This window comes from Rhizobium indigoferae (genome assembly GCF_034554815.1).
GTDB classification, from domain to species: domain Bacteria; phylum Pseudomonadota; class Alphaproteobacteria; order Rhizobiales; family Rhizobiaceae; genus Rhizobium; species Rhizobium leguminosarum.
In genome coordinates, this window is the sequence record NZ_CP140635.1 from 2,940,029 (window position 1) to 2,954,920 (window position 14,892).

A 14,892-nucleotide genomic window follows, 5' to 3' on the forward strand; every position below is an offset into this window, starting at 1 on the left:
AACACCGTAGGAGGGATCATGGCCAAACAGAAAGTCGCAATGCTGACCGCCGGAGGCCTGGCGCCCTGTCTTTCTTCCGCCGTCGGCGGCCTCATCGAACGCTACAGCGACATCGCACCCGATCTCAACATCGTCGCCTACAAATCCGGCTACCAAGGGGTGCTGATCGGCGACAGCCTCGAGATCACCCGCCAGATGCGCGAAAAGGCGCCGCTGCTGCACCGCTACGGCGGCTCGCCGATCGGCAATAGCCGCGTCAAGCTCACCAATGCCGCCGACTGCGTCAAGCGCGGCCTGGTCAAGGAAGGCGAGAACCCGCTGCGGGTCGCCGCCGAACGTCTTGCCAATGACGGCATCACCATTCTCCACACGATCGGCGGCGACGACACCAACACCACGGCCGCCGACCTTGCCGCCTACCTCGCCGCCAACGGCTACGATCTCACCGTCGTCGGCCTGCCGAAGACTGTCGACAATGACGTCGTGCCGATCCGCCAGTCGCTCGGCGCCTGGACGGCCGCCGAAGTCGGCGCGCATTTCTTCGACAATGTCAGCAACGAACAGACGGCCGCACCCCGCACCCTCGTCATCCACGAGGTCATGGGCCGCCATTGCGGCTGGCTGACGGCCGCCACCGCTCGCGCCTATCTCCAGCGCACCAGCCGCAACCAGTATGTCGACGGCCTGATGATGGACGCGCATCTGAAAAGCATCGACGCCGTCTACCTGCCTGAGATGGCCTTCGACCTCGACGCCGAAGCCGCCCGCCTGACGGAAAGCATGGACCGCAACGGCCATGCCACGGTCTTTGTCTCGGAAGGCGCATGCCTCGACGCCATCGTCGCCGAGCGCGAAGCCGCCGGCGAGACCGTCAAGCGCGATGCCTTCGGCCATGTGAAGATCGACACGATCAATGTCGGCGCATGGTTCCAGAAGCAGTTCGCCAATCTCTTGAACGCCGAGCGTTCCCTCGTGCAAAAATCAGGCTATTTCGCCCGCTCGGCGCCCGCCAACGGCGACGACCTGCGGCTGATCCAGAGCATGGTCGATCTCGCCGTCGAAAGCGCGCTCAATAAAGTCTCCGGCGTCACCGGCCATGATGAAGGCCAGAACGGTAAATTGCGCACTATAGAATTCCCGCGCATCAAGGGCGGCAAGGCTTTTGACCTTTCGACGGCATGGTTTGCCGAAGTCATGGACAATATAGGCCAGAAATACAAAGAAGCGTGATTGACGGATGGTTAATATGATGTCTTTGCTTGTTCCCGAGGAATAGGAGGAGACACCATGTCACTTGAAGCTTGGCTCGCGTTTGCGGCCGCATCCGCCATCATGCTGGCCATACCGGGGCCGACGATACTGCTCGTCGTATCCTATGCGCTCGGTCATGGACGCAGGACGGCGTTTGCGACGGTAGGCGGCGTGGCGCTCGGTGACTTCACCGCGATGACCGCTTCTCTCTTCGGTCTCGGTGCTGTTCTGGCCGCCTCCGCGACCCTCTTCACCGTGTTGAAGTGGATCGGCGGCGCCTACCTGATCTGGCTGGGACTCAAGCTCTGGCGGGCTCCCATCATCGGCGAACCGATTGCCGACAACGACAATCTGCCGGAGGAGAAGTCCCTCAAGATCTTCCTCCACGCCTATGTTGTCACCGCCCTCAATCCGAAGAGCATCATCTTCTTCGTCGCCTTCGTGCCGCAGTTCCTCAATCCGGCCCTGCCCTTCCTCGGCCAGATGGCGATCATGGAAGCGACCTTCCTCGTGCTGGCGATCCTCAACGCTTCCACCTACGCGTTTCTCGCCCATGCCGCGCGCGGACTGATTCGCAAGGCGAGCATCCAGCGCGCCGTGAACCGAACCGGAGGCACTCTGCTGATCGCTGCAGGTGCCGTAACGGCCGGGTATCGTCGTATTGCAGCCTAGTAATACTCCGTGGTTGCCGGAATGCCACGAATAGGTTAATGGGTCACCAAGGCTTAAGGTTTTTGGTAACTTTTATACGCTGCCGGGGCGGCGCGATTTCACGAAAGTGGCGGAATGGTAGCGATCGGATTATCCGGCCTGAAACGCAGTCTTGTCGTTTCCACGATACTCTGCGGCGTGATGACGGGATGTGCGAGCGTCGAATACACGTCCCAGGCCGAACTGACAGCCGCCCAGACCGTCGTGCCGATGCCGAAGCCCGGCGAAGATGCAACACTTGCCGCGATCCCGACAGCCGAAGGCGCAGCTGTCGCTGGCGCGACCATCCCTCAGGCATCACCCCCCTCCCTGACCGCAACGGCGATGCCGGCCGTGGCGACCTCTCAGCCTGCCGATCTCGCCATGCAGGCAGGCATACAGCCGGCAGCCTACGCGCAGATTCCGCTGACGCCCGAGATGACGGCGATCCAGTCCGTCGTGCCGACGCCGCGTCCAGGAGCGCCCGCACAGCCGACGACGCAGCTTGCCTTTGCTGCGACACCGCAAAACAGTGCGCTTGCAGCACTTGCCGCAGTTGACACCACGCCACGCGCCAGCATGGATTACGGTTTCGACGAATCCGGGCCGATCGATCCGCCGACGGCGCCCCCGATGTTCAGCGACGACGACAAAGACGATGCGCCGACGGTCGAAAAGAGCTTCGTCACCAAACTCATCGCCAAATATTCGAAGGTCTACGAGATTCCCGAGACGTTGCTCCACCGCATCGTCCATCGCGAGAGCCGCTATAATCCGAAGGCCTACAACAAGCGCGGCTATTTCGGCCTCATGCAGATCAAGTACAACACCGCCAAGTCCATGGGTTATGACGGTGCCCCGGGCGGCCTCTTCGATGCCGAGACCAACATCAAATATGCCGCGAAATATCTGCGCGGCGCCTGGCTCGTCTCCGACAATAAGGAAGACGATGCCGTCCGCCTCTATGCGCGCGGCTATTATTATGACGCCAAGCGCAAGGGCATGACCGACATCGCCCAAGGCAACTACTGACACCAAGGCAATTGCTGAAACGGCGATCGCAGCTCCGGCCTATGGCTGCGGCTGCGCCTTTTGTTGTGACCCGGCCTGCTGTTTCGGCTCCCCCGGTTGCGGCACGGCGGCCAGGATCTTCTTGAGCAGCGTCTGCGGCTGATAGTCGAGCCGGCTTGGCGTCAGGCCGAGCCGGACGACGACCAGATTGGCGGAAGGCACGATCGCCATGCTCTGCCCGTCATGCCCCGTCAGCCAGAACGTATCCTCCGGCAGTCCGAACGCGGCGCTTGGGCCGCCAGGAGCGAGCCAGGCTTGGCCTTGCGTATACCGCCCGTTCGACGCTGCCGTCGGGGTACGCATGGCGCCGACGAAACCCTCCGGCAGCAGCCGTTGGCCGTTCCACACGCCATCCTGCAGCAGGAACTGCCCGAAGCGCGCCCAGTCATGCGCCGTCGCATAGAGATAGGAGCTTCCGGCAAACGTGCCGCGCGCGTCGAGTTCGAACACCGCGCTCGTCATGCCGAGCGGCGAAAACAACGCGTCGTGCGGATAGGAAAAGGCGGCCTGCGCATTGCCGACCCTGTCCATCCAGATGCGTGACAAGAGCACGGCCGTACCGCTCGAATAGCGGAAGCGCTGGCCGGGTGCTGCCTCCATCGGCGCATTGGCCGGCAGCGATACCATGTCGGGATCGAGATAGAGCATGCGCGTCACATCGGCGACGTCGCCATAGTCCTCGTTGAAGGCAAGGCCGCTCTCCATGCCGAGCAGGTCGGAAACCTTGATCCTGGCGCGCGCATCGTTCTTCCACTGCGCCAGCAGGTTATCATCGTCGAAGGAGATCTTGCCGTCGAGCATCAGCCGGCCGAGGACCGCCGCATTCACGGTCTTCGTCATCGACCAGCCGATGAGCGGCGTCTTTGCCGAGAAGCCGGGGCCATAGGCTTCGGCGACGATGCGGCCATCGCGCACCACGACGATCGCCCGCATTGCAGGGCCGGCCACGCCGGCATCGGCAAGCAGCGCGGCGATCTTGCCGTCCGCCGGGTTGCCGGTGCCCTCGCCCTCCGGCCACAAGGCGTCATTCGGCTGCATCTTGGCCGGTGGATCGAAGGGCGCTGCATTCGCCGCCGCCTCGAAATTGCCGTCCGGCACGCTCGCGCAGCCGAAAGCGCCGCGATAGAGCGCATAACTCGGCGCAAACAGTCCCATGAAGCGCGCCGTCACGCGGTCGTTGTCGCGGTCGACGCTGACACGCACGAGCCGCAGCAGCGGATTTCCGGGCGCCTGGACGTCGTCATGAAGCACATCCTCGGCCCCCCGACCGGCGATGAAGACATTGGAGCAGACGATCTTGGCGGCATAGCCGTCGCCGACGCTGAGCAGTTCCGGCGGCCGGATGAAGAGCCAGCTGGCGGCAGTGATGACGAGGAGAACGAGAAGGAGAGCAAGCGCCTTCAGGATACGCAGGACAAATCGCATGGCATTCCTCCATGGCGGGAGAAAAGCAGGAATCACACGCGCCGGAAAGGGGCCGAAGCGAAGAACGGCCATCGTCCCGATCACTTTCCCAGGAGAGCCATCCCGGTTGCTCGCCCGAGGAGGTCGAAGCCTCCGAAGAACGGCGCCCACAGCCCACGTCATCAAACTGTAGCAGAGGCGCGCTACACGCCCTAAACGCTAAAAAGGTGACAGACTCATGTCAGAATTTGCACCGGATGCCGGCTTCCGCAAGAACCGGAAACTCAAGGACGCCCTTCTCCGCCATAAGGCTTTTTCGAAGGATGGCTTTTCCGAGCGTCTCTTCGGCCTTCTCTTCTCCGGCCTCGTCTATCCGCAGATCTGGGAGGATCCGGATCTCGACATGCAGGCGATGGAGCTGAAGCCCAACCATCGCATCGTCACCATCGGCTCTGGCGGCTGCAACATGCTCGCCTATCTCTCCAAGGCGCCGGCCTCGATCGACGTCGTCGATCTCAACCCGCACCACATCGCGCTGAACCGCCTGAAGCTTGCCGCCTTCAAGCATCTTCCCGGCCATGCCGATCTTGTCCGCTTCCTGGCGATGCCGAACGAGAAGTCGAACAGCCGCGCTTACGACCAGCATCTCGCCGCCCGTCTCGATGAGGCGACCCGTAGCTACTGGAACGGCCGCAAGTTCGGCCGCCGCCGCGTCAGCGTCTTCGACCGCAACATTTACGAAACGGGCCTGCTCGGCCGCTTCATCGGCGCTGCCCACCTTCTTGCCCGCCTGCATGGCGTCAAACTGCGCGAGATGACCAAAACCCGCTCGATCCGCGAGCAGCGCCAGTTCTTCGACGAGCAGATCGCGCCGCTCTTCGAAAAGCCGGTCGTGCGCTGGATCACCGGCCGCAAGAGCTCGCTCTTCGGCCTCGGCATTCCGCCGCAGCAATATGACGAACTTGCGAGCCTTGCCGCCGATCATTCGATCGCGCCGGTGCTGAAGCACCGCCTGGAAAAGCTCGCCTGTCATTTCCCGATGAGCGACAACTATTTTGCCTGGCAGGCCTTCGGCCGCCGCTACGGCACCGAAACGGAAGGCCCGCTGCCGACCTATTTGAAGTCGGAGCACTATCAGGTGATCCGCGCCAATGTCGACCGCGTCAACGTCCACCACGCAAGCTTCACCGAGCTTCTGGCTCGCGAGCCGGCCGCCTCGCGCGACCGCTACATCCTGCTCGACGCACAGGACTGGATGACGGACGAGCAGTTGAACGACGTCTGGACGGAAATCACCCGCACGGCGCGCGACGGCGCCCGCGTGATCTTCCGCACCGCCGCCGAAAAAAGCATCATCGAAGGCCGTCTGGCTCCGGCGATCCGCGACCAATGGGATTACTTCGAGGAGAAGTCGCTTGAACTGACCGCGCTCGATCGCTCGGCAATCTACGGCGGCTTCCACATTTACGGGAAGAAGGCGTGAGCAAGGTCGGCACTGAGACGGCAGGAAAGAGTGATGAACATGCCAGCCTCATGGATGGCATGTACCGCTACCAGCGACACATCTACGACCTGACCCGCAAATATTATCTTCTCGGCCGCGACAGCACGATCCGCAATCTCGACGTTCCCGAAGGCGGCACCCTGCTTGAAGTCGGCTGCGGCACCGGGCGCAACATGGCCTTCGCCCACAGGCATTTCCCGACCGCCAAGCTGTTCGGCCTCGACATTTCCCAGGAAATGCTGATTTCGGCGCGCAAGACCTTCGCCACCAAGGCGACGATCCCGGAATTCCGCGTCGCCGACGCCACGGCGTTCACGCCGCGCGAATTCGGCGTCAGCGGCTTCGACCGCATCCTGATTTCCTATGCCCTGTCGATGATCCCGGACTGGGAGCGCGCCGTCGATGCATCGATCGCCGCACTCAATCCCGGCGGACAGCTGCACATCGTCGATTTCGGCCAGCAGGAAGGCTTGCCGGCCTGGTTCCGGCGCATGCTGCAGTCCTGGCTTGCGAAATTCCACGTCACCCCGCGCCCCGATCTGCGTGAGGTTCTGGAAGCGCAAGCCCATGAAAACAACGCGATATTGTTGTTCGATACCGTCGGCGGTGGTTATGCCTGGCGGGCTGCCATTATCAGCAAGCGCTTATAATTCGCTTGAAACTAACCGATTTTTTACGTTGATATGGTGAAAAGAGGGTTATCCTCTGCTGACTCGTCTTTTTCGAAGGTCAAGTTGTGGGGCAAAAAGATCATTCGAGTTACGACGGGACGCCCATGCGCCGGCTTTTGTTTTGCGTTTTGCCCCTGGCCATCATGCTGGCTGGCTGCACTTCTTCCGGTTATGACTATCTCGAAACGGCATCGATCAAGCCAAAGACGCGCTTCAAGGATACCGATCCGCAGGATTTCGGTCCGAAGCATCCGCAGCAGAACCAGGTCCACGGCATCGATATCTCCAAATGGCAGGGCGATATCGATTGGGCCACGGTAAAGAATTCCGGTGTCGCCTTCGCCTTCATCAAGGCAACCGAAGGCAAGGACAGGGTCGATCCGCGCTTCGACGAATACTGGCGCGAAGCCCGCGCAGCCGGCATCCCGCATGCCCCCTATCATTTCTATTATTTCTGCTCTTCGGCCGATCAGCAGGCAGACTGGTTCATCCGCAACGTGCCGAAGGAGGCCATGCGCCTGCCGCCAGTGCTCGACGTCGAATGGAACGCCGAATCGAAGACCTGCCGCTACCGCCCCGACGCTGAAACGGTGCGCGCCGAAATGCAGCGTTTCATGGACCGGCTGGAGGCCTACTACGGCAAGCGCCCGATCATCTATACCTCGGTCGATTTCCATCGCGACAATCTCGCCGGCTACTTCCAGGATTATCATTTCTGGGTCCGTTCGGTGGCAAAACACCCCGAAGTGACCTATTCCGACCGCCGCTGGGCCTTCTGGCAATATACCTCGACCGGCGTTATTCCCGGCATCAGTGGGCCGACCGATATCAATGTCTTTGCCGGCAGCGCAAAGAACTGGAACAATTGGGTCGCGGCCGTTTCCAAGGATAGAAATTCTTAGTAACGTCTTGCGATATTTCTTGCTTCCGTCACATTCGTCTGTGAAAGCGACGGCATTCTGTTTGATATAAGGACCACATCCATGCACCGCTCGCTCGCAAGCCGCTCTGCACTCGCCCTTCTGTTTGCCCTCGCCCTCGCAGGCGGCGCGGCCGCCCAGCAGGCGCCAGACGCAGCCCCGGCAGCGCCCTGCGGCGGCGATCTGTCCACCTTCCTCGAAGGCGTCAAGAAAGATGCGGTCGTAGCCGGCGCCAGTGCGGTAGCCGCCGACGAGGCCTTCGCCGGCGCCGAGATCGACCCCAAGGTGCTGAGCCGGGACCGCGCCCAGGGCGTCTTCAAGCAGACCTTCCTCGAGTTCTCCCAGCGCACCGTCAGCCAGGCCCGCCTCGACATCGGCCGCCAGAAGATGAAGCAATATGCCGACGTCTTTGCCCGCGCCGAGCAGGAATTCGGCGTCCCCCCGGGCGTCATCACCGCCTTCTGGGCAATGGAAACCGATTTCGGCGCCGTCCAGGGCGATTTCAACACCCGCAATGCCCTGGTGACGCTGTCACACGACTGCCGCCGCCCGGAACTCTTTCGTCCGCAGCTCATCGCCCTCGTCGAGATGGTTCAGCACGGCGACCTCGACCCCGCCACCAATACCGGCGCCTGGGCCGGCGAGATCGGCCAGGTGCAGATGTTGCCGCGCGACATCATTGCCTATGGCATGGATGGCGACGGTGACGGTCATATCCGCCTGAAGCAGAGCGGCCCGGACGCCATTCTGACGGCGGCCAAATTCATCCAGCATCTCGGCTTCGAGCGCGGCCAGGCCTGGCTGCAGGAAGTGACCCTGCCCGATAATCTGCCCTGGGAAAAATCCGGTCTCGGCGGCACGATGAAAGCGGGCGAATGGTTCGCGCTCGGCGTCAAGCCGCGCGACGGCAATACCGCCTTCGGTAACCTCGAAGGCGATCTCGTTCTGCCGCAGGGCCGCATGGGACCGGCCTTCATCGCCTATCCCAATTTCAAGATCTATCTCGAATGGAACAAGTCGTTCATCTACACGACTTCGGCCGCCTATTTCGGGACCCGCCTTTCGGGCGCCGAGCCCTATCTCAAGGGGGTGCCGGAACAGGGGCTCGCCAGCGACCAGATGAAGGCGCTGCAGACCAAGCTGCAGTCGCTCGGCCATGATGTCGGCGAGATCGACGGCATCCTCGGCTCCGGCACGCGTGTCGCAATCCAGAAGGAACAGCAGCGCCTCGGCATGCCGGCCGATGGATGGGCAACGCCTGCCCTTCTCAACGCTCTCTGATCTCCGCTGACACTTTACCGCCGCCCGCTTCGCAAGAAACGGGTGGCGCGATCCGCTGCTTGCGCTAAAGCATCAAGCCGAAACCGGTGCCGATTTTCGGCAAAACGAGCAGCTTGCGGTGGAGCAATCGGCATGGACAGCAGAATGAATGCCTGGACCTGGGGTCTGCTGGTCCTGCTCGGCCTGATCTGGGGCGGCTCCTTCTTCTTTGCCCGCATCGCCGTCGAGCATGTGCCGCCGCTGACCCTCGTCTTCTTCAGGCTGCTGCTCGCAGCGCTGGCGCTGCATGTCTATATCGCCGGCCGTTTCGACTTCTATGCGATCCTCAAGGCCCGTTGGCGCGAATTCCTGATCCTCGGGCTCATCAACAATGCCCTGCCGCATGCGCTGATCTTCTTCGGCCAAACCCGCATCGGCGCCGGGCTTGCGGCGATCCTGAATGCGACGACACCGATCTGGACCGTGCTCATCGCCAACTACTTCACCTCAGACGAGAAGCTGTCGCCGGCAAAGATCGCCGGCTGTCTTGTCGGCCTGGTCGGAACGATCGTGCTGATCGGCCCCGGCATGTCGGCCGGTGGCGAAGCCCCCCTCTGGGCGCTGCTTCTTCCCGTACTTGCCGCGATCTCCTATGGCTTTGCCGCCACTTACGGCAAACGCTTCAAGAATGTTCCTGCCCCTGTCACCGCAGCCGGCCAGTTGACCGCCTCCTCGCTGATTGCGCTGCCGCTGTCGCTACTGGCCGATCGTCCCTGGACGCTTACTGCACCGCCGCTCGATGCCTTCCTCGCCATCCTGGCGCTGGCACTGCTGTCGACCGCCTTCGGCTACATCCTCTATTTCAGGATCATGACGTCGGCCGGCGCCACCAACGCCTCGCTCGTCACCCTGCTGGTGCCGCCGAGCGCCATCCTTCTCGGCGTGCTCTTCCTCGGCGAAAGGCTTGCACTGGGTGAATTCGCCGGCATGGCGCTGATCGGTTTCGGCCTGGTCATTCTCGACGGCCGCGCCTATCGCATGCTGGCAAGGGCCGCCTGAAACCGGTTGCGAATTCCATATGTTTTCAACCGGTTGTGAGCCCGCCATGTTTTAGGCGCATAGATAAATGCTCAATCGCCCGATTTAACGGCATGTTAAATTGTGTGAACAAAAATTTGTCGCGAATTATTGATTTATTTCAAAGGCTTGCAAGAGCGCTATTCGACTTATCCACCGAACCGTTCTGCAGCGCAGCATAAGATCTGCTTCCCAACCGACATATTTCAGACATATTATCGGCCGGTTAACGCGAGGAGACAGACATGGGACTCACGCAATCCTTGAATGTTCTGTTGGTCAGTGCAGCATTTGCTTTCGTCTTGTCTATGCTCTTCATCTGAGCTGGCCGACGAAAGTGTAATGACTGATAGTGCCTAAACTCCTGAATAGCTGATCAATCCGCCAACGAAAAAGCGCATGTCCCGCCCGACATGCGCTTTTTACTTTTGAACGTCCCGAAAGGATCAGGCGGCTGCGCCCGCACTTTTTGTTTCCCGGCGGGATATGCCGAGATTGTCGAGCACGGCGGAAACCAGCGGCGCACGGTTCATCGTATAGAGATGGAAATCATGGATGCCGCGCCGGACGAGATCCTCGATCTGTTCGGCAGCGACTTCGGCCGCGACCTTCGCCCGCTCCTCAGGCTTGTCGTCGAAGCCCGCAAAGCGCTCGTCGAGAAAGGTAGGGATGATGGTGCCACAGGCCCCGGCGAAGCGCTTCAGCTGCGTCAGGTTCTGTATCGGCATGATGCCGGGCACGACAGGGATCGAGATGCCGGCGCCGCGCACCCGCTCCAGGTAACGCTCGAAATTGTCGTTGTCGAAGAAGAATTGCGTCAGCGCCCGGTCGGCGCCATTGTCGGCCTTGCGCTTCAGCATGTCGATATCGGCCGCCGTATCGCGGCTTTCCGGGTGCTTTTCCGGATAGGCGGAGACCGAAATCTCGAAATCGCCGATTTCCTTGAGGCCGGCAACCAGCTCCGCCGCATTGGCGTAACCGCCGGGATGCGGCTGGTAGGGCGCGCCGGCGCCGCCGGGCGCATCGCCGCGCAGCGCCACGAAATGCGTCACGCCGGCTTTGCGGAACGTGTCGACCACCTGATGCGTCTCTTCCTTGGTCGCACCGACACAGGTGAGATGCGAGGCGGTGGCAAGCGGCGTCTGCGACAGGAACCGCGTGACGGTGGTCAGCGTCGGCGCTTTGGTGGTGCCGCCGGCGCCATAGGTCACCGAGACGAAATCCGGGTCCCAGTCCTGCAACTGGCTGACGGTATGCCAGAGCTGCCCTTCCATCTCCTCCGATTTAGGCGGGAAGAATTCGAAGGAGACCCTGATGTTGCGGCCGCGCGCTTCGTTTTTCAAAACCATGTCATACCCTCCCGGCAAATGTAGGTTCGGCACCTTCGCTCGCCTGCGAAGCCATGAGGCGCCTCGGATCGCGCGCGAGCCAGACGGTGACCGTCAACCCCTGCCCGCTTTGTTGACCCGGATGAAGATCGACGACCTGCTCGACGTCGAGCCCGGTCTTGCGCAGCCAGTCGGACATTGCCTGGTGCGAAAAGCCGAGACGGACATGCGCATGCTCGTCGCGGAGATATTCGAGCGTGTGCGGCGCAAGGTCGATGACCACGAGCCGGCCACCCGGTCGGAGCATGCGCGCCGCTTCCGCGATCGCAATTTCCGGCTGATCGAAGAAATGCAGCACCTGATGGATCGTCACCAGATCGAAATCCTGTCCCTCGAACGGCAGGTTCAGGATATCGGCATGGCGCACGGTGGCCTTGGTGATGCGGGACTTGTCGAGATTGGCACGCGCCACGCTCAGCATGTCGCGGCTGGCATCGACGCCGGTCGCGCGGCGGTAGAGCCCGGACAAGAGTTCGAGGATGCGGCCGGTGCCGGTGCCGAGATCGAGCAGCGAGTCGATCGGCTGGCTGCCGAGCAGCCGGATGACAGCGGCGTCGACCTCTTCGTCGGCCGCATGCAGGCGGCGAAGCTCGTCCCACTCGGCCGCGTTGCGGCTGAAATAGGCCTGCGCCCGCTCGGCGCGCTGACGCTTGACCTGCGAGAGCCGCTCGCCGTCGCGAAGGATGGTCGGATCGTTCTCGGAAACATGCTTCAGCAGCGCCCGCACCAGCATGGCGGCCTTGCCGTCCTGCTTGAGGCGGAAATAGGCCCAGGCGCCCTCCTGGTAGCGTTCGATCAGTTCGGCCTCGCCGAGCAGCTTCAGGTGACGGGAGATGCGGGGCTGGGATTGGCCGAGAATTTCGGTAAGATCGGTCACCGTCAGGTCGCCGCTGTCAAGAAGCGCCAGAAGACGCAGGCGCGTGGGCTCGCCGGCCGCCTTCAAGACGTCCACCAGCGCATCCAGTCCAAGCTTCAAGGGTTCGCTCATCTTCGATCCAATCAAGATATAAAGATATCTTTATGTGATTTGAAAAGCGGTGGCAAGCGAGAATTAGCTCTCTCCACGAAATTGCCTGCTCAGATTGCGACAGAGCCAGACATGAAAAAGCCCCGGCCGAACCGGGGCTCTCGCAAGCGAAAACAGATGGAATAAATCAGCGCGTCAGGCGCTTGTGGGCCTGGCTGCCCGGGTTAAGGGCGTCGGGGCCAAGGCGGCGCACCTTGTCCTGTTCATAATCCTCGAAGTTACCTTCGAACCATTCGACATGGCCGTCGCCTTCGAAGGCGAGGATATGCGTCGCCAGACGGTCGAGGAACATGCGATCGTGGCTGATGATGATGGCGCAGCCGGCGAAATTCTCCAGCGCGTTTTCCAGCGCACCCAGCGTTTCCGTATCGAGGTCGTTGGTCGGTTCGTCGAGCAGCAGAACGTTGCCGCCGGCCTTCAGCATCTTGGCAAGGTGAACGCGGTTGCGCTGACCACCGGAGAGATTGCCGACCTTCTGCTGCTGGTCGCCGCCCTTGAAGTTGAAGGCGCCGCAATAGGCACGGGAGTTCATGTCGAACTTGCCGAGCTTGATGATTTCGGCGCCGCCGGAGATTTCTTCCCAGACCGTCTTGTCAGCCGCAAGCGCGTCACGGCTCTGGTCGACATAACCGAGATGCACGGTCTCGCCGATACGGATCGAACCGCCATCCGGCTTTTCCTGGCCAGTGATCATCTTGAACAGTGTTGTCTTGCCGGCGCCGTTCGGGCCGATGATGCCGACGATGCCGCCCGGCGGCAGCTTGATCGACAGGTCGTTGATCAGCGTGCGGCCCTCGAAGCCCTTGGTGATGCCTTCCATCTCGATGACCACCTGGCCGAGGCGCTCGCTGACCGGGATGATGATCTGCGCGTCGCCGGGACGCTGCTTCTCGGCGGCATCCACCAGCTGCTCGTAGGACTTGATACGCGCCTTGGACTTGGCCTGACGGGCCTTCGGGCTGGAAGCGATCCATTCCTGTTCGCGGCTGATCGCCTTCTGGCGCGATGCGTCTTCGCGGCTTTCCTGCAGCATGCGCTTGGCTTTCGCCTGCAGGTAGGCCGAGTAGTTGCCTTCGTAAGGAATGCCACGGCCGCGGTCGAGTTCGAGGATCCATCCGGTGACATTGTCCAGGAAGTAGCGATCGTGGGTGATCATCATCACGGCGCCCGGATAGTCGCGTAGATGCTTTTCGAGCCAGGCGATGGTTTCGGCGTCCAGGTGGTTGGTCGGTTCGTCGAGCAGCAGCAGATCCGGCTGCGAAAGCAGCAGACGGCAGAGCGCGACACGGCGACGCTCACCACCGGAAAGGCTGGTGACTTCGGCGTCGCGCGGCGGGCAACGCAGCGCTTCCATCGCCATTTCGACCTGGCTTTCCAGATCCCAGAGGTTCTGGCTGTCGATGACGTCCTGAAGCTTGGCGCCCTCTTCCGCCGTCTCATCGGAATAGTTCATCATCAATTCGTTGTAACGATCGAGGACAGCGGTCTTCGAGGCAACGCCTTCCATGACGTTCTCGAACACCGTCTTGTTGGGATCGAGATGTGGCTCCTGCTCCAGATAGCCAACCGTCGCACCCTCGGCGAGCCAGGCTTCGCCGGTATACTCCTTGTCCTGGCCCGCGATGATGCGCAGTACGGTGGATTTACCCGCGCCGTTCGGACCGAGGATACCGATCTTGGCATCCGGGTAGAACGAAAGGTGGATATTCTCCAGGATCTTCTTGTTGCCATAGGCCTTGTTGAGGCCGGACATATGATAAATGAACTGACGTGCCATGCTGCGCTGCTCCGGGCGGGAAACTTTGATTGTGCCGCTATGTAGGCGAAACAGCGCCTCCGGGCAACGCCGAAACCCGGTTTACTCAGGATTTCCGGTCAAAAGCCCGCAGCGTCGACGACGCCCTCGTCGCAGCCGAACGACGTTTTTCCAGCACCTTGGATCAGATCGGCAAGCTCGGCACTTTTCGCCGATGCCGCTCCGGCAGCTTCCGAAAGCCCGATCGTCAGCTCGCTGATCATCCTGACATTGCCGGCCCGCCGGCAGCTCATCTTGACACGATCGCCGGCACCCGGTCCAAAGCTCTTGTCGAAAGCCGCCTTGATCGCTTCGGCCTTGACCGGCTTGCCGATATTGGCAGCGAAGAGATCACGCACAGCCGACGCGTTGAGTGCACCCACGAGATGCACACCGACGCCGAAATAGTCGTCGGCACTCATCTTCGTGCAGGTGCCGTGCTTCACCCATTCATGCCGTTCCAGGCCGGATTGCGTGCCGGGCATCGCCTTGGCAAGCGCCGTCTTCGTCTCCGCTGCAAGCGTGACCTCCGGCAGCTTGTTCCAGTCGCCGTCCTTGTCGGCGGTCTTCTGATCGGCGCTCACACCACAATAATCCTGCCGCATCGGCCAGAGCCCGTGCAACGAGAAGTTCGTCGCGTCAGGGCGCTCGCCGGTCTGGCTGGCGCATTCGGCCTTCTTCTGGTTTGTCTGGCAAAAAGCCGGCTGCCAGCTCGCCGCCAGAATGAAGCGGGTGCGCCCGCCGGCCTCCTGCGCCACGGCGGCGCCGGCAATAACCATCGACACAGCGAACGACAAGGTACGCAATTGCATGCTGCTCATTTCAACCCCCAAA

The 14,892-nt window shown here is 61.7% G+C and carries 13 protein-coding genes; 8 read left to right on the forward strand and 5 right to left on the reverse strand.

Annotated elements, in window-relative coordinates:
• Positions 1 to 18 precede the first annotated feature (18 nt).
• From U5G49_RS14845 to U5G49_RS14855, 3 genes are all read left to right on the forward strand, one after another.
• Positions 19 to 1,230, forward strand: coding sequence for a pyrophosphate--fructose-6-phosphate 1-phosphotransferase (locus U5G49_RS14845; RefSeq protein WP_130729270.1), 1,212 nt, complete (start codon positions 19 to 21; stop codon positions 1,228 to 1,230).
• 57 nt (positions 1,231 to 1,287) lie between these two features.
• The gene (locus U5G49_RS14850) at positions 1,288 to 1,923 is read left to right on the forward strand and encodes a LysE family translocator (protein WP_018446558.1); all 636 of its coding nucleotides are present in this window, start codon (positions 1,288 to 1,290) and stop codon (positions 1,921 to 1,923) included.
• A 114-nt stretch (positions 1,924 to 2,037) separates the two neighbouring features.
• Positions 2,038 to 2,973: a lytic transglycosylase domain-containing protein gene (locus U5G49_RS14855; RefSeq protein ID WP_065276109.1), complete on the forward strand. Its 936-nt coding sequence runs from the start codon at positions 2,038 to 2,040 to the stop codon at positions 2,971 to 2,973.
• 39 nt (positions 2,974 to 3,012) lie between these two features.
• Here U5G49_RS14855 and U5G49_RS14860 read toward each other — a convergent pair whose 3' ends face one another.
• Positions 3,013 to 4,437, reverse strand: a complete 1,425-nt coding sequence (locus tag U5G49_RS14860) for a serine hydrolase domain-containing protein (RefSeq protein WP_130652776.1) — start codon at positions 4,435 to 4,437, stop codon at positions 3,013 to 3,015.
• Positions 4,438 to 4,654: 217 nt separating this feature from the next.
• Here U5G49_RS14860 and U5G49_RS14865 point away from each other — a divergent pair, with 217 nt between their 5' ends.
• The 5 genes from U5G49_RS14865 to U5G49_RS14885 all read left to right on the forward strand — a co-directional run bounded on the left by U5G49_RS14865 (position 4,655) and on the right by U5G49_RS14885 (position 9,830).
• Positions 4,655 to 5,899 carry a DUF3419 family protein gene (locus U5G49_RS14865; RefSeq protein WP_047623411.1) on the forward strand — a complete coding sequence of 415 codons (1,245 nt, stop codon included), beginning with the start codon at positions 4,655 to 4,657 and terminating at the stop codon, positions 5,897 to 5,899.
• The gene (locus tag U5G49_RS14870; RefSeq protein ID WP_028732849.1) at positions 5,896 to 6,570 is read left to right on the forward strand and encodes a class I SAM-dependent methyltransferase; all 675 of its coding nucleotides are present in this window, start codon (positions 5,896 to 5,898) and stop codon (positions 6,568 to 6,570) included. Before U5G49_RS14865 ends, U5G49_RS14870 begins: the two co-directional genes overlap by 4 nt.
• A gap of 125 nt (positions 6,571 to 6,695) precedes the next feature.
• Positions 6,696 to 7,493 (forward strand): glycoside hydrolase family 25 protein, encoded by a 798-nt coding sequence (locus U5G49_RS14875; protein ID WP_018242881.1) that lies wholly within the window; start codon positions 6,696 to 6,698, stop codon positions 7,491 to 7,493.
• 81 nt (positions 7,494 to 7,574) lie between these two features.
• Entirely contained in the window at positions 7,575 to 8,792 is a 1,218-nt protein-coding gene (locus U5G49_RS14880) for a lytic murein transglycosylase (RefSeq protein ID WP_193445479.1), read from the forward strand.
• A gap of 132 nt (positions 8,793 to 8,924) precedes the next feature.
• Complete coding sequence (locus tag U5G49_RS14885) at positions 8,925 to 9,830, forward strand: DMT family transporter (protein ID WP_130729272.1); 906 nt, start codon at positions 8,925 to 8,927, stop codon at positions 9,828 to 9,830.
• Positions 9,831 to 10,294: 464 nt separating this feature from the next.
• On the opposite strand, the gene metF is transcribed toward U5G49_RS14885, so the two are convergent.
• From metF to U5G49_RS14905, 4 genes are all read right to left on the reverse strand, one after another.
• Positions 10,295 to 11,197, reverse strand: a complete 903-nt coding sequence (gene metF / locus U5G49_RS14890) for a methylenetetrahydrofolate reductase [NAD(P)H] (RefSeq protein WP_018446564.1) — start codon at positions 11,195 to 11,197, stop codon at positions 10,295 to 10,297.
• A gap of 1 nt (position 11,198) precedes the next feature.
• Positions 11,199 to 12,224, reverse strand: a complete 1,026-nt coding sequence (locus U5G49_RS14895) for an ArsR/SmtB family transcription factor (protein WP_130729273.1) — start codon at positions 12,222 to 12,224, stop codon at positions 11,199 to 11,201.
• A gap of 166 nt (positions 12,225 to 12,390) precedes the next feature.
• On the reverse strand, positions 12,391 to 14,040 hold the full coding sequence (gene ettA, locus U5G49_RS14900; RefSeq protein ID WP_018242886.1) for an energy-dependent translational throttle protein EttA: 1,650 nt from the start codon (positions 14,038 to 14,040) through the stop codon (positions 12,391 to 12,393).
• 98 nt (positions 14,041 to 14,138) lie between these two features.
• Complete coding sequence (locus tag U5G49_RS14905; RefSeq protein WP_018242887.1) at positions 14,139 to 14,879, reverse strand: ribonuclease T2 family protein; 741 nt, start codon at positions 14,877 to 14,879, stop codon at positions 14,139 to 14,141.
• Positions 14,880 to 14,892: the final 13 nt, after the last annotated feature.

What these genes read in the sequence shown, in the direction of transcription:
- U5G49_RS14845 (WP_130729270.1), top strand. Translation starts at nt 19, where the DNA reads ATGGCCAAACAGAAAGTCGCAATGCTGACCGCCGGAGGCCTGGCGCCC.
- U5G49_RS14850 (WP_018446558.1), top strand. Translation starts at nt 1,288, where the DNA reads ATGTCACTTGAAGCTTGGCTCGCGTTTGCGGCCGCATCCGCCATCATG.
- U5G49_RS14855 (WP_065276109.1), top strand. Translation starts at nt 2,038, where the DNA reads ATGGTAGCGATCGGATTATCCGGCCTGAAACGCAGTCTTGTCGTTTCC.
- U5G49_RS14860 (WP_130652776.1), bottom strand. Translation starts at nt 4,437, where the DNA reads ATGCGATTTGTCCTGCGTATCCTGAAGGCGCTTGCTCTCCTTCTCGTT.
- U5G49_RS14865 (WP_047623411.1), top strand. Translation starts at nt 4,655, where the DNA reads ATGTCAGAATTTGCACCGGATGCCGGCTTCCGCAAGAACCGGAAACTC.
- U5G49_RS14875 (WP_018242881.1), top strand. Translation starts at nt 6,696, where the DNA reads ATGCGCCGGCTTTTGTTTTGCGTTTTGCCCCTGGCCATCATGCTGGCT.
- U5G49_RS14880 (WP_193445479.1), top strand. Translation starts at nt 7,575, where the DNA reads ATGCACCGCTCGCTCGCAAGCCGCTCTGCACTCGCCCTTCTGTTTGCC.
- U5G49_RS14885 (WP_130729272.1), top strand. Translation starts at nt 8,925, where the DNA reads ATGGACAGCAGAATGAATGCCTGGACCTGGGGTCTGCTGGTCCTGCTC.
- metF (WP_018446564.1), bottom strand. Translation starts at nt 11,197, where the DNA reads ATGGTTTTGAAAAACGAAGCGCGCGGCCGCAACATCAGGGTCTCCTTC.
- U5G49_RS14895 (WP_130729273.1), bottom strand. Translation starts at nt 12,224, where the DNA reads ATGAGCGAACCCTTGAAGCTTGGACTGGATGCGCTGGTGGACGTCTTG.
- ettA (WP_018242886.1), bottom strand. Translation starts at nt 14,040, where the DNA reads ATGGCACGTCAGTTCATTTATCATATGTCCGGCCTCAACAAGGCCTAT.
- U5G49_RS14905 (WP_018242887.1), bottom strand. Translation starts at nt 14,879, where the DNA reads ATGAGCAGCATGCAATTGCGTACCTTGTCGTTCGCTGTGTCGATGGTT.